This window comes from Mucilaginibacter sp., assembly GCF_039207105.1.
Lineage (GTDB): Bacteria > Bacteroidota > Bacteroidia > Sphingobacteriales > Sphingobacteriaceae > Mucilaginibacter.
This window is the reverse complement of record NZ_JBCECK010000003.1, coordinates 1-23808: the sequence shown is the minus strand read 5'-3', so window position 1 is coordinate 23808 and position 23808 is coordinate 1. Positions and strand designations below refer to the sequence as shown.

Sequence of the window (23808 nt, the reverse complement as noted above, 5' to 3'; positions counted from 1 at the left end):
AAGAGAGGGTCGCCCAGCGAAGCGTAGGCGGGGTGAGTCTTTTGCGTCCGGCGTATCAAAATTTAAAGCCCCATTTTATTTACCTTATCTTTGCGCACAATCCAACACAGATAATGATAAAGCAAGCCCTCCTGAACCTCAAGATAAATGCTCTTAACCCTATGCAGGAGGCCGCGATAAGCGCAGCCAAAAAAAGTGATGTGATATTGCTCTCGCCTACGGGCTCAGGTAAAACGCTGGGCTTTTTGCTACCTTTATTAAGTTTACTTGATCCGGAGTTGCAAACCGTGCAGGCGCTCATTATGGTACCATCGCGTGAGCTGGCTTTGCAAATTGAACAGGTTTTCAGGGCCATAGGTAGCGGCTTTAAAGTGAACTGCTGTTATGGTGGTCATTCGGTAAAAATTGAATTGAATAGCCTGTCTCAGCCGCCTACTGTATTAATAGGTACACCAGGCCGTATAGCACATCACCTGCGCCGTGAAAGTTTTAGCACAGATACCATTCATACGCTGATACTGGACGAGTTTGATAAAGCGCTTGAATTTGGCTTTCAGGAGGATATGACCTATATCATCAGGCAAATGCCGGCTATCAAAAAACGGATACTCACCTCGGCTACCCGTATGGATGAAATTCCGGCATTTACGGGCATGGTAAAGCCCATTGAGCTGGATTATCTTACCAATGCTGCTTCAACGCCCGATCTGAAACAGAAAGCTGTAATTGCCGAAGCTGCCGACAAACTGGATGCCTTGTTTGCTCTCATTTGTAAAATCGGAGATAATGCCACGCTGGTATTCTGCAATCACCGTGAAGCGGTGGAGCGTATCAGTGATCTGTTATATGATCGCGGGCTGCCGCATGATATATTTCACGGCGGCATGGAGCAGGACGACCGTGAGCGAGCATTATTAAAATTCAGGAACGGTAGCCATCGTTTACTCATCACTACTGATCTGGCCTCGCGCGGATTGGATATACCCGAAATTGAGCATGTGATACATTATCAACTGCCACATACCGAAGAGGCCTATACCCACCGCAACGGCCGCACCGCCCGTATGCACGCCAAAGGTACTTCATACCTGATATTATCGCCCGATGAAAAGCCTGCTTATTTGCGGGAAATGCCGGAGATTGAAGAGTTGCCCGAACATCCGCAGTTGCCACCCTTATCGCCCTGGGCCACGCTATATGTTGCCGCGGGTAAAAAGGATAAGGTAAATAAGGTTGATATTGTTGGCCTGCTGCTTAAAAAAGCCGAACTGGCCAAAGAAGATGTTGGCCTGATAGAGGTGCTTGATCATTCATCATACGCGGCTGTAAAACGTAACCGCATTGAGCGCGCGGTACAATTACTCAAAGGCGAGAAGATCAAAAACAAAAAAGTTAAAATAGATATTTCAAGATAATAAACCGATAAAAGCATGAGCAATAATGATATCATGAAAAAGCTACGTGTAGCTATGAAATTTACCGACGATGATATTATAAAAGTTTTGGCGCTGGTTAACTTCCGGATCACCAAAACAGAACTGGGCGCCATATTTCGTGCCGATGATCACCCTAATTTTAAACCTTGCGGCGATCAGATACTCCGTAATTTCCTGAATGGTTTGATCATTCATCATCGCGGGCCTATGCCGGATAAAAGGGTACCTAAACCGGAGGGAAATTAAGGGGTTTTACGTTTGACGTGATACGTTTTTATCGTCATGCCGAACTTGTTTCGGCACCTCACATGCAAGGTTTTTAGTATAGTGGCTGCTTGTCCTGTGGGATGCCGAAACAAGTTCGGCATGACGAGAAGGTAACAAATAAAAAGAGCGATGGTTTTACCATCGCTCTTTTTATATCAACGTAAAACGTACTACGTCTAACGTAAAACTTTCTTATCGCAGGTCAACTACTTCAACACCGGGGTGTGCTTTAGCATCCCAGGCAAAAGCGTTATCGGCAATTGGGGCGTTGGGGGTAAAGCTGCGTACGGTGTAGCTGTACTTGTTGCCGTTTTTATCAAATAGTTGCGCGCTGTATATCTGTTTTTTCTCTTTATCAATCAGCAGGCGCACTTTGAAAATATTTTGCTTATCGTTTTCGGGGGTAAGGTCAATGGCTTGGTATGCTTTGCCGGCTACCTTTTGTTCGCCGGTGTACAGGTATTTATAACCGTGTTCGTATATGGTGAAAATTTGCGATGGGTTGTTTACGCCGTCGCCGCCTTTGGGGGCATCGCCTACTTGTACTTCTTTATCTTTTTTGAGGTAGGTCCACTGAGTTTTACCATCGCTGATGATCTCCTTGTCTACATCTTTGGCAGTAGCCGAGGTATATAGGGTAACCTTGTATTTGCCCGCTTTAGCTTTTGATATCAAGGTGCCAGTCTGGGTTTCCTTAACACCAGCCTGCGGATTATCCAGCGTGAAACTAAAATCTGTTTTTATAGCATCGTATGATTTGTATTTCTGGCTTACCTGGCTTAATATGGTTTTAGCCTGTGTATCTTTTTGGGCGAAAGCAGTACTGCAGGTGCTTAGCGCTAAAATGGAATATAAGAATAGCTTTTTCATTAGTGTTTTTATTCGTCAACAACTATTATCAGCAATAGTTATTGGTTTAGAGCAATTAAATGGTGTTTGGTTTAATCCTTAGGTTTTTGAAGTGTTTCCAGGTAGCGTTCTAGGCTGTACTCGTCAGGATATAGCACGTCACGGGCTTTGCTGCCTTCAAAAGCGCCGACGATACCGGCAGCTTCCAGTTGGTCAATAATACGACCTGCACGGTTGTAGCCAAGTTTCATTTTACGCTGTATCAATGAGGTTGAGCCTTGCTGATGCATTACAATGAGGCGCGCGGCTTCTTCAAACATCGGGTCACGATCATCCGGATCATATTCTTTGGCGCTGCTGGTTTCGCCCTCACCCAGGTATTCAGGCAATAGTAGAGCAGTAGGGTAGCCGCGCTGCTCACCAATATAGTTGGAGATGGCTTCTACCTCAGGCGTATCCACAAAGGCGCATTGGAGGCGTATCAAATCGCTGCCTGTACTGAATAACATATCCCCGCGACCAATCAGCTGGTCTGCGCCGCCTGCATCCAGGATGGTACGTGAATCTATCTTGGATAGCACTCTGAATGCCAGCCTTGACGGGAAGTTGGCTTTAATAGTACCTGTAATAATATTAACCGATGGCCTTTGTGTGGCAATAACCAGGTGAATACCTACCGCACGGGCCAGCTGGGCAATACGGGCAATTGGCATTTCCACCTCTTTACCGGCGGTCATCATTAAATCGGCAAACTCGTCTATCACCAATACAATAAAAGGCAGGTAACGGTGTTTTTCCGGATCGCTTATTTTGCGGTTAACAAACTTGGCGTTATACTCTTTCAGGTTACGTACCTGTGCATCTTTCAATAGGTCGTAACGTTGATCCATCTCAATACAAAGCGAATTGAGGGTGTTCACCACTTTCTTGGTATCGGTAATAATGGCGTCGGCCTCATCAGGCAGTTTAGCCAAAAAGTGCCTTTCAATTTTGCGGAAAAGCGTAAGCTCTACCTTTTTAGGGTCAACCAATACAAATTTAAGTTCGGCGGGGTGCTTTTTAAACAACAGCGATACCAATATGGCATTGATACCAACCGATTTACCCTGACCGGTAGCACCCGCTACCAGTAAGTGTGGCATCTTAGCCAGATCAGCAATAAATACTTCGTTTGATATAGTTTTACCCAACGCAATCGGCAGATCCATCGTGGTGGTCTGGAATTTCTCTGTCGATAGGATAGAGCGCATCGACACCATCTCGGGATTCTGATTCGGTACCTCAATACCTATGGTTCCCTTGCCCGGCATAGGAGCAATGATACGAATACCCAAAGCGGCTAAGCTTAAGGCAATATCATCTTCCAGATTCTTGATCTTGGAGATACGCACACCTGGTGCTGGAATGATCTCGTACAATGTAACCGTGGGCCCTATGGTAGCTTTGATCTTATCAATCTCGATGTTGTAATGGTTCAGGGTTTCAACAATTTTGTTTTTGTTGGCCTCCAGTTCCTCGGCGTTAACTGATATTTTGTTTGAGCCGTGGTTTTCCAGCAATTCAAGGTGCGGGAATTTGTACGATGCCAGATCAAGTCGGTGGTCATAAATACCAAACTGGCTCACCAGGTCTTTAGCTTTAACATCATCAGCTTGCTCCACACTCAGCTCGGGCAGCGGGCGGTTTACATCAATGGTAAGCGGTATCTCGGTTTCCTCTTCGGGCTCATGTTGGGTACTTGGTGTTAATACTACAGGCTCGTGATAAATCGGGGTTTGCACCAGGGGTTGCTGTTTAAGGGGCTCGGGTTTTACCGTATTTTCCTGCTGACTGGCCAGCATATCTTTAACCCGGTTTGTACCTCCGCGAGGCCATTCCAGCGGAATGCTTGGTTCTTCTTCCTCTTCGTTTTCTTCTTCATCCACATCAGCAGGCACAGGGGCCGCGTTATCTACAGCCATTGCCGCTTCGGCTTTTTGTTTACGTGCAGGCAGTTTAAAGTCGATATTATAGGCAATCACCAGTACGGCCAATGCGGCAAATACCAATAAACCGCCTGTACCTGCCGGGCCTATCTGCGCGTCAAGCAGGCGGTTGCACCAAAAGCCAAAGCCACCCTCCAAATAATGCGGATAATCAATAATAAATGCGTGAAAATAAGCTATGGAGATGGATATAAATACAATGCAAAAAAGCGAATAGGCGATTGTTTTGGTGATAGAAAACAGCTTCACTTTAAAAAGCAGACGGTAGCCCAATACAAAAAATACAAGCACAAACAGGAACGATGCTATCCCGAACCATTCGTAAATGAATTGGTTGCTTAACAGCGCTCCAAATTTACCCAGCCAGTTTTGCGCTATTTGCGGGTTACCACCATTATCGGCAATTTCCTGTACTGTTTTGCCGGTAGCCAGGTTGTGCCAGCCACCGTTGGTGCTTGCAATATAACTCTGATCTTCCTGCCAGGTAAACAGGTAAGAGGTGAACGCTATAAGAAAGTATATAGACATTAAAAGCGACAGTAGGCCTGCTATTTTTATGGCACGGCCATTCTCCATATCAAACTGGGGCAAGCTCGGAAGCCGCCGTTTGCTGATACGCTCTTTATCAGCTTTTCCCGTTTGGCGGGGCTGATTCTCGTCCTTAAAACTATTTGATTTAAACTGATTTCCTTTTACCGGCATCGCTGATGTAACATCCTTTAACTGCAAACTTACATAAAATTTCACCTATGTAAACTTTGCAAAAACAACATATTCACTTTTTGAGAGTTTCGGATTTGGGAGGTTTGATTTTGGATTTAAGGCCTATTATACTTAATAAATGGCTTAATCGAACATCTCAAATTCGAATTTACTTCTTATAAAGTTAGCAGATTAAACAAATATTTAGTTGTATTTTTAATTTTTTAGTATTATTGAAAACCATGAGATTATGCGCCTGCTAAGTGGGTTTATTATTCGCGTATCTAACAAAAACGCATATTACCTAAATAAATAATGAGTATAGAGACGCTGGAAGAATACATTACTACTACCGATTTAAGTAAGCTGGAAGCCTTGTTGATGCAAAGCCCTGCGCTGGCTACTACGCGCACCAGCCACGGTGTTTCGCCGCTGATGCTGTCATGTTATTATAAAAAGCCAGCGGTTACCGATGTATTGTTGAGGTATGTAAACGAGATCAACCTGTTTGAAGCCTCAGCAGCCGGTAAATTAGAAGTAGTAATGCATTTTGTGGAAACCAGCTACAACACTATTGATGATTATGCGCCGGATGGTTTTACCGCTTTGGGACTGGCCTGTTATTTTGGTCACGAAGCTGTAGCCCGTTACCTGGTGCTTAGCGGAGCTGATGTAAATCGCCCGTCAAACAATGGGTTCCAGGTTTTTCCCATACACTCGGCCTGTGCCGATAATAATACTGCGATTGCGCGTGTACTGGTGAATAATGGTGCCGAGGTAAATGTGAAACAGCAAGCGGGCGCTACACCACTACATACCGCGGCCCAGCATGGCAATATTGACTTGCTTATTTTACTGCTTGAACATGGCGCGCTAACCAATGTACGCATGGAAGGCGGCAAACTCCCTGCTGACTTAGCCCGCGAAAAAGGGTTTGAAGAGATCGCTGATATTTTGAGTTAAGGTTTTCTCAATTGAAATCGAAAGAAACGAAGTAATCCAATACTACAGCAATATAATTGGAAAACTTGTCATTGCTGCGAGGAACGAAGTAATCGCGTACTAAGCAAGTTTCCTCTGTAAAGTTCGCGATTGCCACACTTTGTTCGCAATGACAAAAATTAGATACATTTAATTCTATTTCACAAAATGTACCTGCATGGCGGTTACCTGTTTAATACAGCGGGCGGGTTTCTTTTCATCCTGAACAATGATACGGTAGGGGCCATCGCCGGGGGCTAAGGGCTGGCCGTCAACCTTATCAGCAAGAATTATCATGCAGTCGGTATAACTTTTATCCAGTTCGGCCAGGGCGAATATCACCTGGTAGCCGTCGCTGGCTTCTACCTGTAGGTATTTGGTCAGGTTTTCGCCTTTCAATTCTGGGCCTAAGGTAACACCGGCATTTTTCAGGATCTCGGCCAATATTACACCGGTGTAGGTATGGTCTTTACCATCACGGTCTTTACGGGTTACGGTGGTTGGGTTAAACTTTTGCAGGTAGGCAGCATCAATAGTTAGGGGAGTAGTAACCTCGCCGCTTACCTTGATGGTTTGTGCTTGTGTTATAAATGGGATGGCTGTAAAACTTAATAAAGCTAAACAAGCTATTATAAAATGCTTTTTCATGGATATGTTGTTAATGATGTTGATTTTTTGCAGTTAATAAATTAGGATCTGCAAATTCGGGATTATTAATGAAAGTACTATCTGTCAGCATATTTAAAAAAGCGATGATCTGCTTTTTTTCAAGCGGTTGTAGTTTCAGGCTTTTGCCGCCAACTTCATTTGATTCGCCACGCAGGAAAGAACTTAATGAAGCAGATTCCAGTATGTGGTCACTGTAATGGTCAACGACTTCTGCCAGTGTTTTAAAACGGCCATCGTGCATGTAGGGCGCAGTTAAGGCGATGTTACGTAAGGTGGGTACTTTAAAACGGCCTTTGTCTGCAGGAGAACCTGTCAGGGCAGCTATACCCGCGTCTTTTGGGATACTGTCTAAGCCATTGTTGTGAAAAAGCTCCATGTAGGTTTTTGGTCCGCCGTGGCAGTGCCCACAATTGGCTCCCCGAATGCCTTTTTCAGGCTGTGGCGCATTGTTGAACAGTTCCATGCCTTTTAACTCATCGGCAGTAGGCTGATAAGTGCCGCGCAGGTATCGATCATAACGCGAATTGGCCGAGATGAGTGTACGTTCAAATTGGGATACGGCTTTAACAATACGTTCGCCGGTGATCTCATTATCGCCGTAAACCAATTTAAATAATGGGGGATAAATGCTTGTCTGACTAAGCTTTTGGGCTGATATTGCCAAAGCCTGCCCCATCTCGTGCGGATTGGTAAGCGGGGTGGTGGCTTGTTCTTCAAGCCCGGTGGCCCGGCCATCCCAAAAAAACTTTCTGGCCCACAGTAAATTAACCAGCGACATAGAATTGCGTGGAGTAAGCACCCCGTCAACCCCTTTACTAAAAGCCAGGCCATCTGTAAATGCCTTGTTTTGCTGATGACAACTACCGCAGGAGAGGGTATTATTGGCAGATAGTTTGGTTTCATAAAACAGCATCCGGCCCAAATAAACCCCTTGCTTGGTTGTAGGATTATCGGCCGGAATACTAATGCGGTTTCCAAAATTTGCAGGGTATACCAGATTGTAAGTTCCGGTATCAATAGGGTTTGGGGTAAAGCTGAGGATGGATAAAAAGATCATGAATAGCAACAGCACAAACAAAGCGCGGCTTTTTTGAAGCCTTGCACTTATGATTGCTTTATGCTTTCTATTGATATTCATGATCAAATTTAATTAAACATTTGGCCAATTAACTCACCTGACCATCGCTTCGACTTCGGCGGAAAGAGGGTTTTTGAAAAGTCTTTTGTCCATTTGTCCTTATTCTTTCATCAATTTTAATTTATCAATAATTAAATATCACATTGGCAAAATAGTTTCTTCCGGCTTCGGGGAAACCTTCTACCAGGGTATAATTCCTGTCGAACAAATTGTTTATGCCGCCTTCAATCGCAAAGCCTTTTACTAGCGTCACGTGTGCTTTTACATTGGTCAGGTAAAATGCTCCGGATACAGTACCGTAACTGGTGCTGTAGCGTTTGGAGTTGTACTCTTCGCTGGCCATAATGTATAACTTGCTTATTGGTGTATACTGGATCGATCCAAACACCTTGTTCTGCGGTACATCTGTCAGAAATATAGTCGGGCTTGACAAGTTTTTGCGTTTTAGGTAGGTGTAGTTAGCATCTATCCTTAACTGATCGGCAATGGGATAGCCAATGGCAAATTCGGCGCCGTAATACTCTGCCCGGCCCACATTTTGAACCTGCGATTGCTGGGTGCCGGTTTTAGGATCAACCTGTACGTTGTTTACGGTTTGTATCAGGTTGTTGATCTTGCTGTAAAATAATGAAGCCTGAATGTTCAGTTTACCTACCAGCAATGTACGGTAGCTCAGGTCGTAATTTAAAGCATCTTCGGCTTTCAGGTTAGGGTTAGGTATGGCAGTGCCAAAACGGTATGAGTACCTGTCTTTAATGGTTGCAAACCTGGTTTTACGGGCAACAGAAAGGCTCAGGGTGTTGGTGCTGTCAATATCATATTGTAACAAGCCCTGCAGGTTCCAGGCGCTGTTGTTGTTAGCAGGCAGGTCGCTTATTACGTTGTTAGTGTACTGCTGGGCATCAATGCTGCGCCTGTTCATGTAGCTAAGCCCAACATTGGCTTTCAATGCAGATGTGATATGATAAGTATCCTCGGCGCCAACGGTAAAGTTATTATCGGCATCGCGGCGTACAGGTTCGCCAACATTATGCTCGCGGTGCACATCTTGTTTAAAATGGCCTGCCAGACTAAAGCTGTTGTCCTTTAACGAAGTGTTTTCAAACATGATACTGCTGCCCAGAGTATAATCATTGTATATACTGGTAAAGGCATAAGGCTTGGTGATAGTGCTGTACGAGGCATCGTCAAAGCTTTGCAGGTTGTTTTTAAACTGGTCATAATACCAGCGGGTTTTAATTACGTTGGTACTGTTAATGCGGTTATTGCTCAGCAAGTAAAGACTTTGCGTATCCCAGTTTGGCCATTTCCAATACCTCGGACTTTTAAACAGCGCGTTTAAAGGATCGCTACCGGCATAAACGGGTGTACCTTTAGTGCCATGCTGGTAGCTGTAACCTATGGCATATTCCTGGTTGGCGGTGGGGGTAAAGCCTACCTTACCGCTTACGGCCACATCATTATTGTAGGAATTGTCGCGATGACCGCCGTCTTCAGTTTTAACAGGTTTAAAATCATGTGATAGCGGGTACCAGTCGCGTTTGAGTTGTGACGCCGAAACCTCATAATAGAATTTACCCAAATTTGAGCCTATATTGGTATTTAACCTGTAGCCGCCGCTTAGCCAGCCTGCAACCGCGTTAAGCTCAAAAGGCTTTACCGGTTTGCGGCTTATGAGGTTGATAGCGCCGCCCTCGGCATTAGGGCCATATAATACGGATGAATAGCCTTTGGCTACCTGTATTTCAGATAAGTTAAAAGTGTTGAACCGGGCCAGATCTACATAGCCATCGTAAGGTACATACAGTGGGATACCATCCAGATAAATAGGTACCGATCGTACATCGAAACCACGTACACTCACTGCCGATTCATTACGTGGGCCTACCGCTGTTAGCGTGATGCCGGGTAGCAGGTTTAAGGCATTTGAAACCGTAAGCCTGTTATAGCGATTGATGGTGCCGGAGCTCAGCTTGTCGGACCGCAGGCTATCCCTTGTGCCAATGATATTAACCTGGCCTAATTGAAAAACATGCCTGGATGTATCAGCATTTTGAGCCTTAAGGCTTGTTGTGGAGAGGGCAGCAAGAGTGAAAATTGAAAAAAAGCAGTGTAAAGGTTTTTTCATGGATTAGATTTTGGTTATATAAAATAAAATATAACGCAAAATCGCAAATTTTAACGACTATTTGAAATAGTTAGAGCTGTTTTTTAGGAAAAAGGCAATCCTTTTGCTCTTAAAATGTTAAGTTTTGTGTATTTTCTTTTAAAAATGCCTGTAATTTTTGCTGCAACAGGTGAAACTCGTTGATTATTTTTAAGCCATGTTCGGTAACTATGGCTTTACCGCCGCCTTTGCCGCCACGATATGATACGACAAGTGGTTGGCCAAAACGATCATTCATGTGGTTAACCAGATCCCAGGCTTGTTTGTATGACATTTTCATTTGTAAGGCAGCCTGCCTGATAGAGCCTGAAGCCTGTATGCGTTCAAGCAGTTCCACACGGCCGTGGCCAAGTATCTTTTCATCAGCGGTTTCTATCCAAACTCTGCCATTTAAATTAAAAATAGCTTTACTTTCATTATTCATTGCGTAATGAAAGTAAAGCTATTTTAGTTAAAAGCAAAACCTAAGCGTAAACGCCTGTGGTTTTATGATAAGGCAACAGGGCTGCCGCTTTGCGATTCGGCTATGTTTGTAGTTGTAGCTTCCGGTTGTTTTCCGGTTTGCTGTAACTCTTCAAAATACTTCTTTTTTACAACGGTGGTCATTTTATGATCGCCGGTATGGCTCCAGCCCGGAGGCATTACCAGGTACAAGAATTTGTTTTTAATGCCGGGTGCTTTGTGCACATCTTTTGCCAAAGCTACGATCTCGCCAAAATAAGCATCCAGAAAGCTGTTCTTGATCATAGGGCGGCTAATACCGTATTCAATAGGGATGCTGCGATCCTCGTTTTGATAGGTGCCAAATACCTTATCCCATATAGGGAGCAGATTACAGAAATTGGTATCCATATACAGTGGGTTTTTAGCATGGTGAACCCTATGATGTGATGGTGTAAGAATAATATTGTTCAGGAAACCTAAGCGGCCATCTTGAACCAGGTTTTCACCAATGTGTATCATGCCACCCCAAAAACCATCAATAAACATAATTACAAATAGCATAGCAGGAGGTACACCCAGTAAAATACAAACGGTGGTACGGATGAAATCGGCATAGGGCCCTTCTAAAAAGAAGTGGGCGTAGCTTACAGAAAGGTTCATAGTCTCGGGCGCGTGGTGGGTGGAGTGCAGACACCAGAACAACCTTACTTTATGACCCCAATAATGATAAAGGAAATGGCCAAACTCCCAAACAATGTAGCCATAAATGAACCAGTACCAGGTAAATGTGAGTTTAAATATGGCATATTTTTCAAACAGGCCAATACAAAGGCCTACCATGGCAATAGCTATTACCCTGCCAATGAACGCGTTAAAAACGTAGGAAAAAAATGGCAGTTTATAGCTGATCACTTTAAACCGTTTATAAAAAGCCGCGCGTATAATTTCAATCACCAATAAGAACGGCATAATAGGGAAAATCAGCGATTTAAAGCCTTCATAGGTAAGAAGTTTATCATAATCGCCTGATTTAATGATGGCTGCCAAACTATTAAAGCCAAAAAAGCCGACAAAGTGTTTAAATATGCCCTCTAAAAACTCCATAATATTAAAATTTTATAATTGGTTTATTGATCTATAACGGTTTAAATATGTAATTATGTATATACATATCTAATTTTTATAAATATCGGGATTATTTCTTAATTAATCAAGTTAAATTGATTTAGCGAAGCGGCAGTTTTTTCAAAAAATGATGAAGAATTTGCTTTCAAAACTTAAATGCAATGGAACAAACCCTTCATTATTTGAAGATGGCGAATGGTATTAAATCGCTAAACTACAATGACTTTTGATTGTGGTTCTACGGCCGCCAAACATTATCTTTTTTATCTACATCCGGATCATAGGTTGTACCTAAAACCAACTGTTTGATGGCTTTGGAAGCGGTAAACTCAACGTTGGTGCTTTTGTTTCCATTTGCCCAGCATGCTATGCTTTGATGAACTAATTGCTTGCTGCCGTCGGTATAATAAACGGTTAAATTCACAGGCACGGGCTTGCTGCCAATGCTGGTAATGATAACCGTATATTTTTGCTGCTGCTGATTTACCTTGCTAATAGCCAGATTAGGTACACCTCCGTCAAAGAACCAGCTTTTCCAAAACCAGTTCAGGTTAATGCCGGCGCCGGTGTTCATGCAATTGAAAAAATCATAAGGCATAGGGTGTTTGCCATGCCATTGTGCTATGTAGTAGTGCAGGGCCTTGGTAAATAGTTCATCGCCCAGCATATCTTTTATATACAAATAGGCCATAGCCGGTTTGGGATAGTTATCTGTAAATTTAGCTGTTCCGATTAAGCCAGGTGTAAGCGTCATGATGGGCACGTCCTGCTCAGTGCCCGCACTGTTTTCTGTGGCTGCTACGCCATAAGGATCCACAATTTTTTTGTCGATAATGGGGCTGATCAGCCATTCGGCAATGGTGGCCCAGCCTTCGTCCATCCAGCCATACTTGGTTTCGTTGGTGCCCATGTAAAACGGAAACATGGTATGAAATATCTCATGATCGGTGAGTTCAATGGCATCCTCAGTATTTTCAAGCGGGTTGTCATTTACCATCATCGGGTATTCCATCTGGTCGAGCCCGTCAAATACGGTTTCGTGCGGGTAGGGGTACGGCCATTTCGGAAATTGGTAGCTCATGGTCTCCACCGTTTTGCGGGCATAGTTAATCACCTCATAAAAATCTTTATGAGCTGGGTTAAACACGGCATCAACCCGGGTACGCCTGTTGGTTTTCGGGTCAACTACCAGACTTGATGTCTTCCATAAGTAATGGTTGCTGAGCGAAAAGACCAGATCAGTAACGCTATCGGCCTCAAATTTCCAGGTGTTGGTTGGGTTGTTTTTAGTGATGTTACCAGCTTTTAGATCAGCTTCCGTAATAATATCAGTCACTTTATCGCTGCTACCCGCCTGTGCTATCAGCTTTGCATATTTAGGCTGATAAACCTCATCTGTATTTTTTAAGTTGCCGGTTGCCCAAACCTGGTAATTGCCGGGTACAGTGATCTCGGCATTAAAGTGGCCAAAATCGTTATAAAACTCCTGCGAACCCAGGTAGGGGTACTGGTTCCATCCGTCAATATCATCGTAAACGGCTATCCGCGGAAAAAAGTAAGCGATAAAAAACGCGCCTGTATCAATTTGTCCGGTACGTATGTGCGATGTTTGGTTAAGTGTATAATTGTAGGCAATATCAAAATGAGTTTTTTGTTTGGGCAATATAGGCTGCACATGTAGTACCATATTGGTGCCGTCAATTTTTCGTTTAGCGCTATCCTGTAGCTGATTGTTGATGCTAAGTGATTGGATTTGTACACCATCGGTAAGGTCAACAGCCTCTACAGGCATATCGCGCACAACACCTTTTTTATATAGGTTTGGATATAGTTTAAACTGTACCTGGGTAAGGGTATCCGGGCTGTTGTTTACATAATCAATTCCTACAGTTCCGGAAAGATTGCGGGTTTGTGGATTAAAATTGACTTTTATAGTGTAGCTGGCTGTATTTTGCCAGTAGTTTTTTCCAGGTTCGCCGGTGATGGTGCGCGTACCTTTGGTATATGTATTTTTTAAGTTGACAGCTATAGGGAGGGTAACCTGTGCATAAGTAATTGTACTGCCCGACAATAAAATTATAGCCAGTAATTTTTTAAGGTTGATCATTAAGAGAAATTATATCAGTTATATTTGATGTAAATATAGCAAACAGGATAAACGGAAAAACAAATTGCTCAGATAGGTGATTTTTACCTATTTGCAATTACCCCTAACCAATTTATACTTATAAACTAATAAACCGATGACTGCAGAAAAGATGATCATGATAACCGGTAAACAATACCTGGAATTAAAACAACGCATGGAAGGCGGTGATGGTCTTACGTACAATATAGGCACAGAAAAGCATCCGGAGGAGGTTAAAATTATCAACATCTATATGGATACCGATGCTGATTTTACACGCAATCCCCGCCAGTTTGCCAAAATGAATGAAGACTTAAATATACAAGTGAAATTAGAGTACTTAACGGAATAATAGCTTGTTACCAACCGCCTTTAAAGCCCTCGGTTAAGGCGTTGGTATATTTTTCAAGGTCGAAAGAATACAGGTAAGGGGCTTTATGCGCACCACCTTTGCGTGGTTTATCGGCCCGGTTTAGTATGCCAAAAGCCAATATGCGCCGCTGAAAGTTACGCCTATCCAGCTTTTTATCTAATATGGTTTCGTATAGCTTTTGCAGTTCGGGCATGGTAAAATCCTTAGGCATCAGGTTATAGCCTATGGGCTGATAGTTGAGCTGCAGACGCAAGGCGTCAAGCGCGCTTTTAAATATCAGTTCGTGATCAAGTTGTAGTCCGGGCATATCATCCAGATCGCGCCAGGTGCATAGCTCTGAAAATTCATCAGGTTGGGGGGCAACGCCAGAAAAATCAACAAGAGCGTAGTATCCTATAGATAGAAATCTTCCTGAAAACCAGTTTTCCTGAACAGGCAGCATCTCCATGTACAAGTCGTTATGGAATTTGGAACGATCAGGATCACCAAACACTCTAAACTGCTGCAAAAATATTTTGTTAAGACCAGTGCGCTCCTGTAATATGCGCGTAGCTGCATCATCAATAGGTTCTTGTTTAAGCACAAAGCCACCGGGAAGGTACCATTGCTCCTCTTCATAAGCTTTCATGAGCAGTACCTTCATCTGCCCGTTATGAAAACCAAAAACTACGCAATCGATAGAAACATGATCGAGATAGTTTTTGCGGGCCTCGTCGCTGTATTGTATAAGTTGTTGTTTGCTTAACATTTGTGCTATTGTACAAAAATAGTTTGATTATTTAATTATAATATTTACAATTGTGTACTTTGTACACGATGACTTTGTTTTGTACAGGTCAATTTTAATCTGTAAAATTTTGTTAAAATAAGTAGGTGATATACAGTCGCATAGAATTTTATTATCTCCATATTTGTTTAACCAATTCTGATACATCTAAATTAAAAAAATGAAAAAGTGTTTTTCAAACCGGATTATTAATAAGATTATCCCGCTTTGTGTTGCAGCATTGCTGCCTTTGAGCCAGGTATCGGCCCAAACTAAAACAGATGACGCTAAAATGAACGCGTTTGTGAGTGGCCTCATGGGCAAGATGACGGTTGACGAAAAAATTGGTCAGCTTAACCTGGTAACCGTGGGCGCGGCCACTACAGGCTCTGTAGTAAATAAAGGCGTTGAGGATAAAATTAAAAAAGGAGCTATTGGTGGTGTGTTTGGTATTTGGGGTGCCGACCATGTGAAAGAGGTGCAGGACCTTGCAGTTAAAAATTCCAGATTACACATCCCGCTTATTTTCGGGCTTGATGTAATACACGGTCACCGTACCATTTTCCCTATTCCGCTGGGCATGTCGGCTGTTTGGGATATGGGGTTGATCAAGCAATCTGCCCAGATAGCTGCCAAGGAAGCTACTGCCGAAGGTTTAAACTGGGTGTATTCGCCAATGGTAGATATAGCCCGCGATGCACGCTGGGGGCGCATCTCTGAAGGATCTGGCGAAGATCCCTGGTATGGTGGTCAGGTGGCCAAAGCTATGGTGCAAGGTTATCAGGGCAGCAGCATGAAAAATGCTGACGCGGTAATGGCCTGCGTAAAACACTTTGCCCTGTATGGCGGTGCCGAAGCCGGCCGGGAATATAATACGGTTGATATGAGCCGGATCAGAATGTACCAGGATTATTTGCCACCTTATAAAGCCGCTCTTGATGCGGGTGCAGGCAGCTTCATGAGCTCATTTAACACGGTTGATGGCGTACCTGCATCAGCCAATAAATGGCTGCTTACCGATCTGTTGCGCAAGCAATGGGGATTTAAAGGTTTTGTTGTATCAGATTATACCGCGGTTAATGAAATGGAGGCCCACGGCCTGGGCGATCTGCAAATGGTATCGGCACTGGCACTGAAAGCCGGTTTGGATATGGACATGGTAGGCGAGGGCTTTTTAACTACGCTTAAAAAATCGCTTGCTGAGGGAAAAGTAACCAACCAGGAAATTGATCTGGCTTGCCGCCGTGTGCTGGAAGCCAAATACAAACTGGGATTATTTGACAATCCTTATAAATCAATTGATCCAAGCCGGGCAAAAGAGGTTTTAACACCTGAAAACCGTGCTGCTGCCCGTAATATATCTAAACATTCCTTTGTATTATTAAAGAATGATGCGCAAACATTGCCGTTGAAAAAAACAGCTTCCATAGCGCTTGTTGGCCCTTTGGCCGATAATCATCGTGATATGCTGGGTACCTGGGTTATTGCCGGCGAATGGGAAAAATCGGTTAGTATACTGGAAGGTATTAAAAATGTAGCGGGCAGCAATGTAACTATCAACTACGCTAAAGGCGCTAATATTACAGAGGATAGCCTGTTTATAAAAAGATTGAACTTTGGTCCGGGAATGGTTTCCGTTGATGCTAAGCCTGCCGATGAATTATTGAAAGAGGCTGTTGATGCGGCTAAAAAATCAGATGTGATCGTAGCGGTAGTAGGCGAATCGCAGAGCATGTCGGGTGAATCATCAAGCCGTTCGGATATTGATATTCCGGAGAGCCAGAAAAGTATGCTGAAAGAATTGGCCAAATTAGGCAAGCCACTGGTTATTGTATTATTTAATGGCAGGCCGCTTACCTTAACCTGGGAAGATAAACATGCCAGCGCCATATTAGATGTTTGGGCTCCGGGTACCGAAGCAGGTAACGCCATTGCCGATGTGTTGTTTGGTGATTATAACCCGGCCGGTAAAATAACCGCCACCTTTCCGCGCAGCGTAGGCCAGATACCTATTTACTATAACCATAAAAATACAGGCAGGCCATATGATGGCAAAGGCCCTTCAAAATTTAAATCAAACTACCTGGACATTTCTAATGATCCGCTTTATCCTTTTGGATATGGTTTGAGCTATACAACGTTTGGTTACAGTGATGTTAAATTGAGTAAAACCAGCTTAAAAGGCAATGAAACCCTTACTGCCAGTGTTAATGTAACCAACACCGGGAAATATGCCGGCGAAGAGGTAGTGCAATTATACATTAGCGATCCGGTAGCCAGCATCAGCAGATCGGTAAAGGAATTAAAAAACTTTAAAAAAATAAACTTGCAGCCGGGTGAGCAAAAGGAGGTTTCCTTTACCATTACTCCAGAAGAGTTGAAGTTTTATAACAGCCAGCTTAAATATGATTGGGAGGCGGGTAAGTTCATTATACAAATAGGTACCAACTCTGCCAATACACGTGACGCGTCGGTGCAATGGGATAAATAAACAATATATCATTTAACTAAATTAAAAGCGCCGGTATTTTTATACCGGCGCTTTTTTTATGGTATCATAGTGTGGCGTGAATGTACTTTGTTAAAGGACAATAACTGTTTTGGCTACATTTATTATTTTAAATATTATTTATAAATTTTATCTCTCCGTTTTAAAAAATTTGAATAATAAATGTTATCATGACATTAATGCTTTGATTATGATGATATTTTGATCATAAAAACCTGAAAAGAATTTGAAATTAATAAGCTTAAAAAATCAAAAGCAAGTAGGTTTTTGTTGCTTTGTAACCAGAATTATACGTTCAGCCGGCTTTTTAAGGATTTGTTACTAACATCAATAATGTTTTTACATTATAAAATTTTTACAAAAGTTATTCTTTTATTAAGGAATTATTAATAAAGCATGCTGAAATTATGATGTTTTTTTGCTTAAATGATTTACCAATAATTAATTTGTAAATCTGCATTTTTCCCTTGTGTAAACAATACACCTTCATTACATTAGTTGCAAAGCCAATATAAGTTTCTGAAACACCAGGAATTTACAAAAATCTAATACTATAGTAACATTTAAGGGGTTAACGCTCTTTTAGAAAAGCGTTAAAAAAGGGTGATACGGGAGATAAGTTTTAAAATTTATTACGAGAAGATCATATGATTAAACTTTTACATTTTTTATTTTCTGAGTCTTCTGATTTTAAAGAATTGCTTAATAAAAGCTATAGAATAAACCTGTCTTCCCCCCGAAAAAAGTTTATTCTGAAATATTATAATGTCCGGTTTCCAACTTAAAACACCAATTATCGACTTACAATCTTAAATCAAATATATTAATCAACTAAATCTCAATCTCATGTTTAAAAGTTTACTCCTTAAAGGAAGATTCCTGGGCGTGCTACTATGCTGCCTGTTATCTTCGTTAGTAGTTACAGCCCAAACAAAGTACAAAGGTAAAGTTATCGGCAGCGATGATAAGTTACCTGTAGTTGGCGCGTCTATACGCGTTAAAGGTACTACCACGGGCGCTGTAACTGATGTTAATGGTGATTTTACCTTAACCCTTAAATCAGGTGATGTAATTACTGTTAGCTACATCGGGTATCAAACTACAGATGTTACTGTAGGCTCAAGTACAACCATTAATGTTACCTTAAAAGCAGGTAATAACTCATTAAATGAAGTTGTTGTTACTGGTTACGGTTCTCAACGTAAAAAGGATCTGGTAGGTGCGGTAGCCGTAGTAAACGTGGCCGCGTTAAACAGGCAGCCTACAGGTTCTGTAGAAAACCAGTTACAAGGCCAGGCAGCGGGTGTTACCGTTGTAGCATCTGGTCAGCCAGGTGAGGCTCCTGCTGTAAAAATACGTGGTGCCAATACCTTCGGTAACAACCAGCCATTATATGTGGTTGATGGTGTTGCCACTACCAACGTAAATGACTTTAACCCTAATGACATTGAATCCATGCAGGTTTTGAAAGATGCGAGCTCTGCATCTATTTATGGCGCGCGTGCTTCAAATGGTGTAATCATCATTACCACCAAAAAGGGTAAAGGTAAAACCAACATTTCATATGATGCTTATTATGGTACCCAGCAGCCTAAAGGCGGCAACGTATATGATTTGCTGAACCCTACTGAAATGATGAGCCTTAGAACTTTGGCTATTCAAAACACTGCTACCTTAAAAGGTATACCTGTTGATTTAACCAGTAACCTATACGGCCCTAATGGTAATGTATTGCCTGATTATATTAATGCAGGTGGTGCTGGTCCGTTTGGTATTAAGGATGGTGATCCTGCTGTTGATCCGGCAAAGTATACCGTTAATCCTTTTTATACCTCAGGAGATCCTTCTGGTTTTTACCGTATAACCAGAGCCAATAAATCAGGTACCGATTGGTTCCATGAAATTTTTAGCTCAGCGCCAATCCAAAGCCATAACCTTAACGTAAATGGTTCTACAGATAAAGCATCTTATTTATTCTCAGTGAATTATTTTAACCAACAAGGCACTTTGCTTAATACTTACCTTAAGCGCTACACAGTAAGGGCTAATACAAGCTTTAACATTACTGATCATATCCGTGTGGGTGAAAATATTGGCTATGCTATATCAGAGAACCCCCAGATCAATCAAAATGATGAAGGTTCATCCATAGGTATGGCATTCCGTGAGCAGCCTATTATTCCGGTTTATGATATTAAAGGAAACTTTGCCGGTTCAAATACTGCTAATTTAGGTAATGCGCGTAACCCTGTTGCTATTGCAACCCGTACCCAAAACAATTACGGTATTACCAACCGTTTATTCGGTAACGTATTTGCAGAGGTTGATTTCTTGAAATACTTTAGTTTCCGCACCCAGTTTGGTGGTGAGTATTACTCAAATTATAATCACTCATTCACTTATCCGGAATATGAAAACTCTGAAAATAATACAGTTAACTCCTATTCTGAAAACTCTTTCAACGCTTATAGCTATACCTGGACCAATACTTTAACCTATCACCAGGTTATTGGTAAACATGATATTAAATTATTGGTAGGTAACGAGGCTGTTAAAAATAGGTATCAGGCATTGGGTGCTACAAATACCGGGTACTTTACATTTGATCCAAACTATACTACTATATCAAGCGGTACCGGTTCTCCGACAGCTTACAGCTTTTTGCAAAAAGACAGGTTGTATTCTCCGCTTATTGCCCGTTTAGATTATGCATTTAATGATAAGTTTCTGTTGAATGCTACTATTCGCCGCGATGGTTCAACCCGTTTCTTAAATGAGGTGTACGGATGGTTCCCGGCAGTAAGTGCTGGCTGGCGCGTATCTCAGGAAAGTTTCATGAAAGGTGTAAGCTGGATCAACGACTTGAAAATCAGGGGTGGTTATGGTGTTATGGGTAACCAGGTTAACGTTAACCCATCAAACGCTTTCAGTACCTTTGCAGGTAACAGAACCAACTCATATTATGATATTGGTGGTACCTCAACCAGTACAGTTGCTGGTTTTGCTCAGAATGCTATCGGTAACCCGGATGCTAAATGGGAATCAGACAAGAACTTTAACGTTGGTTTTGACGGAACTTTCTTCAATCAGAAGTTAGAGATTTCGGCTGATTATTATAAAAAATCTATAACAGACCTACTGTTCAACCCACCTCTTGCTGGTACTAATGGTACAGCGCGTAACCCATACTCAAATATTGGTGCTATGGACAACACAGGTGTTGATGTTGCTATTACTACGCATCAAAATCTGGGATCTGAGCTGAAGATGAATGCTACTTTAACATTTACTACTTACAAGAATGTGATTAAACAAGTTACTGTAGGACAACCATATTTTGATCAGAACAGCGGACGCTTTAACGGTAGCTTCATTGTAAGAAACCAGGTTGGCGGACCAATAGGTGGTTTCTTCGGTTATCAAACAGCTGGTTTCTGGAATTCGCAGGCTGAGATTGATGCTGCTAACCAAAAAGCAGGCGGAACTTATCAATCTGATGCGGCTGTTGGTCGTTTCAAATATGCCGACGTTAATGGTGATGGTAAAGTTACTGCTGCTGACCGTACTTTATTGGGTAACCCTAACCCTAAATTTACTGGTGGCTTAAATCTTGACTTTACCTACAAACGCTTTGATATGAATATGTTTTGGTACGGATCGTATGGTAACAAGATTTGGAATGACGTTAAATGGTGGACTGATTTTTATACCAACTTCCTTGGAGCAAAAAGCAAAACCGCTTTATATGATTCATGGACTCCAACTCACCAGAATGCCAAAGCTCCTATACAGGAAATTGATGGTTCATTCAGTACCAGTACTGTGCCAAACTCTTATTACGTAGAAAATGGTTCATACCTGCGTTTACGTAACGTACAAGTAGGTTATACATTTGATCCTAAAATATTGAAAAGTGTAGGTATTGACAGGTTAAGGGTTTATGTATCAGGCGCTAACTTAATTACGATTACAAAATACAGCGGTGTTGACCCTGAGATCGTAGGTAGTGGCTCGGGCAACCAGTCTGTAGATGTTAACAATGGTGTTATTAACAATTCTGCAACCTCAAGCAGCACCAACTTTGGTGTAGATCGTGGTAACTATTCACCAGTTCGTACCTATTTATTGGGTTTACAGGTTAAGTTTTAATTATTTAATACAAAAAGATAATGAAAAATATTCAACGCTTATCGGTTTATGCATTAATTGCAGCCGGTATAATTCAAGCTTCGTGCAAAAAGTCTTACTTGGAGCAGCCTGCTATAGGCGCGCTGCCATCTGGGGCTATCAATACCGCGGCAGGTGTGAATGGGTTATTAATTGGCGCTTACTCAGCGCTTGATGGTCAGCAGGGTACTAATGCTGCTTTCGGTGGAGGCGGCCCGTGGGAATCTGCGGCTGATAACTGGGTTTATGGTTCAGTTGCCGGTGGCGATGCCCATAAAGGCAGCTCCGGTACCGATCAACCGGCCATCAACTCTATAGCCCGTTTTACAGTAGATGCCAGTAACGGCTTTTTGAACAGTAAATGGAGAGCCGATTATGAAGGTATAAAGCGTACAAACAATGTGATTAAATCAGCTAATGCAGCAACAGATATGACCGATGCTGCAAAAACACAGGCCATTGCTGAAGCGAGGTTTTTACGTGGACACTATTATTTTGATCTTAAAAAGATGTTTAATAATGTGCCGTATATTGATGAAGCCACAGTAAATTATATACAGCCGAATACTACAGATATATGGCCTAAAATTGAGGACGACTTTAAATTTGCTTATGCAAACCTGCCTGAGACACAGGCTCAGATTGGTCGTGTAAATAAATGGGCTGCGGCTGCATATTTAGCTAAAAGCTATCTATATGAAAAAAAATATACCGAAGCTGATGCGCTGTTCACTACTGTTATTACAACAGGTAAAAACTCAGCTGGTGTTGCTTACGATTTAACAGCAAATTATTTTGACAATTTCAACGCGGCCACCAAAAACAATAAGGAAACCGTATTTGCTGTTCAGCAGGCTGCTAATGATGGTACAAATACCATCAGCGAAGCTAACAATGGCGATATGCTGAACTATCCGTATAACAGCCCATTCGGTTGCTGCGGATTTTTCCAGCCAACGTTGGATCTGGCTAACTCATTCCGTACAGATGCTACCGGATTACCTTATCTTAATGATTACAATACACATCCGGTTGCTAATGATCAGGGTATAGCATCAAATGCTCCATTCACTCTTGACGCAGGTAACCTTGATCCTCGTTTTGATTGGACAGTTGGCCGTCGTGGTATTCCGTTCCTGGATTGGGGTAATCACCCAGGTCAAAACTGGATTCGTGAGCAAAGCTCTGCAGGCCCATATTCAGCTAAAAAGAATGTTTACTTCCAGGCATCTAAAGGCACTTACGGTGATGGGCACTCATGGGCTCCTGGTAATGCAAATCAAATCAATATCATCCGTTTTGCCGATGTATTGCTGATGGCAGCAGAGGTTAAAGCTCAGCTGAGTAGCGGTGATATGGGTTTAGCTTATGTTAACCGTGTACGTGCAAGAGCATCTAACCCTGCTGGTTTTGTGTACACTTACAAGGATCCTGCAAACCCAACAGGTGGATATACAACAACACCAGCCGCGAATTATGTGGTTGCTCAATATCCTAATGGCTATTTTACAGGTAAGGATGTTGCTTTAAAGGCTATTTACTTTGAGCGCAAGCTTGAGTTGGCTTTAGAAGGTCACCGTTTCTTTGATATTGTACGCTGGGGTATAGCACAGCAATCATTAGCTGCTTACTTTGCAACTGATGGCAAGACAATAACTGATGTTACAGGTGCCAGCTTTACACCAAATAAAAATGAGTACTATCCAATTCCTCAGTCTCAGGTAGATTTACAATCTGATGGTAAAACATCAACATTGAAACAAAACCCGGGTTATTAATTCAAAACCCTGTTATATCATTATAATAAAAAGAGCCGGTAATACCGGCTCTTTTTATTAGGTTAAAATCTATTTTAGCGTTATCAACACCTACCATCAACATGTTATTCAGAAAACAGCAAGTTATTAGTACGTTTATTATTTTATCGGTAATTGGCATTATTACATCCGTTTTCAGCTGTAATAGTGATCAGCCTGCTGCCGTTGTTGCGCTTGATGGTAAATCACTTTCAGAAAAATACTGCACCAGCTGCCATAAATATGTCGGCCCTCAAACGCTTGATCAGGTAACATGGACAAAACACGTACTACCCGCTATGGCGC

The 23808-nt window shown here is 42.3% G+C and carries 17 protein-coding genes; 8 read left to right on the top strand and 9 right to left on the bottom strand.

What is annotated here, in order from left to right:
- Positions 1–113 precede the first annotated feature (113 nt).
- Together AAGC65_RS01120 and AAGC65_RS01115 are read left to right on the top strand one after the other, a co-directional pair.
- Positions 114–1415 carry a DEAD/DEAH box helicase gene (locus AAGC65_RS01120; RefSeq protein WP_343110558.1) on the top strand — a complete coding sequence of 434 codons (1302 nt, stop codon included), beginning with the start codon at positions 114–116 and terminating at the stop codon, positions 1413–1415.
- A gap of 15 nt (positions 1416–1430) precedes the next feature.
- A complete protein-coding gene (locus AAGC65_RS01115; protein WP_343110557.1) occupies positions 1431–1682 on the top strand; it encodes a DUF1456 family protein in 252 nt (83 codons plus the stop codon).
- A 213-nt stretch (positions 1683–1895) separates the two neighbouring features.
- On the opposite strand, the gene AAGC65_RS01110 is transcribed toward AAGC65_RS01115, so the two are convergent.
- A complete protein-coding gene (locus AAGC65_RS01110; protein ID WP_343110556.1) occupies positions 1896–2573 on the bottom strand; it encodes an outer membrane lipoprotein carrier protein LolA in 678 nt (225 codons plus the stop codon).
- Positions 2574–2644: 71 nt separating this feature from the next.
- The gene (locus AAGC65_RS01105) at positions 2645–5239 is read right to left on the bottom strand and encodes a DNA translocase FtsK 4TM domain-containing protein (protein WP_343110635.1); all 2595 of its coding nucleotides are present in this window, start codon (positions 5237–5239) and stop codon (positions 2645–2647) included.
- A 315-nt stretch (positions 5240–5554) separates the two neighbouring features.
- Between AAGC65_RS01105 and AAGC65_RS01100 the strand changes: the two genes are divergently transcribed.
- A complete protein-coding gene (locus tag AAGC65_RS01100) occupies positions 5555–6202 on the top strand; it encodes an ankyrin repeat domain-containing protein (RefSeq protein WP_343110555.1) in 648 nt (215 codons plus the stop codon).
- Positions 6203–6376: 174 nt separating this feature from the next.
- On the opposite strand, the gene AAGC65_RS01095 is transcribed toward AAGC65_RS01100, so the two are convergent.
- The 6 genes from AAGC65_RS01095 to AAGC65_RS01070 form a co-directional block, all read right to left on the bottom strand.
- A complete protein-coding gene (locus AAGC65_RS01095) occupies positions 6377–6868 on the bottom strand; it encodes a molybdopterin-dependent oxidoreductase (protein ID WP_343110554.1) in 492 nt (163 codons plus the stop codon).
- Positions 6869–6878: 10 nt separating this feature from the next.
- A complete protein-coding gene (locus AAGC65_RS01090; RefSeq protein WP_343110553.1) occupies positions 6879–8027 on the bottom strand; it encodes a cytochrome c peroxidase in 1149 nt (382 codons plus the stop codon).
- A 124-nt stretch (positions 8028–8151) separates the two neighbouring features.
- A complete protein-coding gene (locus tag AAGC65_RS01085; RefSeq protein ID WP_343110552.1) occupies positions 8152–10155 on the bottom strand; it encodes a TonB-dependent receptor domain-containing protein in 2004 nt (667 codons plus the stop codon).
- Between the two features lie 109 nt (positions 10156–10264).
- Positions 10265–10618, bottom strand: coding sequence for a winged helix-turn-helix domain-containing protein (locus tag AAGC65_RS01080; protein ID WP_343110551.1), 354 nt, complete (start codon positions 10616–10618; stop codon positions 10265–10267).
- Between the two features lie 62 nt (positions 10619–10680).
- Positions 10681–11742 (bottom strand): sterol desaturase family protein, encoded by a 1062-nt coding sequence (locus tag AAGC65_RS01075; protein ID WP_343110550.1) that lies wholly within the window; start codon positions 11740–11742, stop codon positions 10681–10683.
- Positions 11743–12001: 259 nt separating this feature from the next.
- Positions 12002–13870, bottom strand: a complete 1869-nt coding sequence (locus AAGC65_RS01070; protein WP_343110549.1) for a M1 family metallopeptidase — start codon at positions 13868–13870, stop codon at positions 12002–12004.
- 136 nt (positions 13871–14006) lie between these two features.
- On the opposite strand from AAGC65_RS01070, the gene AAGC65_RS01065 reads away from it, so the two are divergent.
- Positions 14007–14243, top strand: a complete 237-nt coding sequence (locus tag AAGC65_RS01065) for a hypothetical protein (RefSeq protein ID WP_343110548.1) — start codon at positions 14007–14009, stop codon at positions 14241–14243.
- Positions 14244–14250: 7 nt separating this feature from the next.
- Here AAGC65_RS01065 and AAGC65_RS01060 read toward each other — a convergent pair whose 3' ends face one another.
- Entirely contained in the window at positions 14251–15012 is a 762-nt protein-coding gene (locus tag AAGC65_RS01060; RefSeq protein ID WP_343110547.1) for an NrtR DNA-binding winged helix domain-containing protein, read from the bottom strand.
- Positions 15013–15211: 199 nt separating this feature from the next.
- Here AAGC65_RS01060 and bglX point away from each other — a divergent pair, with 199 nt between their 5' ends.
- From bglX to AAGC65_RS01040, 4 genes are all read left to right on the top strand, one after another.
- Entirely contained in the window at positions 15212–17521 is a 2310-nt protein-coding gene (gene bglX / locus AAGC65_RS01055; protein WP_343110546.1) for a beta-glucosidase BglX, read from the top strand.
- Between the two features lie 864 nt (positions 17522–18385).
- On the top strand, positions 18386–21688 hold the full coding sequence (locus tag AAGC65_RS01050) for a TonB-dependent receptor (RefSeq protein WP_343110545.1): 3303 nt from the start codon (positions 18386–18388) through the stop codon (positions 21686–21688).
- Between the two features lie 20 nt (positions 21689–21708).
- The gene (locus tag AAGC65_RS01045; protein ID WP_343110544.1) at positions 21709–23484 is read left to right on the top strand and encodes a RagB/SusD family nutrient uptake outer membrane protein; all 1776 of its coding nucleotides are present in this window, start codon (positions 21709–21711) and stop codon (positions 23482–23484) included.
- 101 nt (positions 23485–23585) lie between these two features.
- Positions 23586–23808, top strand: a 223-nt coding sequence (locus AAGC65_RS01040) for a hypothetical protein (protein WP_343110543.1), incomplete at its 3' end; no start/stop codon positions are given.

Coding starts and splice junctions, on each gene's coding strand:
- AAGC65_RS01120 (WP_343110558.1), top strand. CDS start 114: ATGATAAAGCAAGCCCTCCTGAACCTCAAGATAAATGCTCTTAACCCT.
- AAGC65_RS01115 (WP_343110557.1), top strand. CDS start 1,431: ATGAGCAATAATGATATCATGAAAAAGCTACGTGTAGCTATGAAATTT.
- AAGC65_RS01110 (WP_343110556.1), bottom strand. CDS start 2,573: ATGAAAAAGCTATTCTTATATTCCATTTTAGCGCTAAGCACCTGCAGT.
- AAGC65_RS01105 (WP_343110635.1), bottom strand. CDS start 5,239: ATGCCGGTAAAAGGAAATCAGTTTAAATCAAATAGTTTTAAGGACGAG.
- AAGC65_RS01100 (WP_343110555.1), top strand. CDS start 5,555: ATGAGTATAGAGACGCTGGAAGAATACATTACTACTACCGATTTAAGT.
- AAGC65_RS01095 (WP_343110554.1), bottom strand. CDS start 6,868: ATGAAAAAGCATTTTATAATAGCTTGTTTAGCTTTATTAAGTTTTACA.
- AAGC65_RS01090 (WP_343110553.1), bottom strand. CDS start 8,027: ATGAATATCAATAGAAAGCATAAAGCAATCATAAGTGCAAGGCTTCAA.
- AAGC65_RS01085 (WP_343110552.1), bottom strand. CDS start 10,155: ATGAAAAAACCTTTACACTGCTTTTTTTCAATTTTCACTCTTGCTGCC.
- AAGC65_RS01080 (WP_343110551.1), bottom strand. CDS start 10,618: ATGAATAATGAAAGTAAAGCTATTTTTAATTTAAATGGCAGAGTTTGG.
- AAGC65_RS01075 (WP_343110550.1), bottom strand. CDS start 11,742: ATGGAGTTTTTAGAGGGCATATTTAAACACTTTGTCGGCTTTTTTGGC.
- AAGC65_RS01070 (WP_343110549.1), bottom strand. CDS start 13,870: ATGATCAACCTTAAAAAATTACTGGCTATAATTTTATTGTCGGGCAGT.
- AAGC65_RS01065 (WP_343110548.1), top strand. CDS start 14,007: ATGACTGCAGAAAAGATGATCATGATAACCGGTAAACAATACCTGGAA.
- AAGC65_RS01060 (WP_343110547.1), bottom strand. CDS start 15,012: ATGTTAAGCAAACAACAACTTATACAATACAGCGACGAGGCCCGCAAA.
- bglX (WP_343110546.1), top strand. CDS start 15,212: ATGAAAAAGTGTTTTTCAAACCGGATTATTAATAAGATTATCCCGCTT.
- AAGC65_RS01050 (WP_343110545.1), top strand. CDS start 18,386: ATGTTTAAAAGTTTACTCCTTAAAGGAAGATTCCTGGGCGTGCTACTA.
- AAGC65_RS01045 (WP_343110544.1), top strand. CDS start 21,709: ATGAAAAATATTCAACGCTTATCGGTTTATGCATTAATTGCAGCCGGT.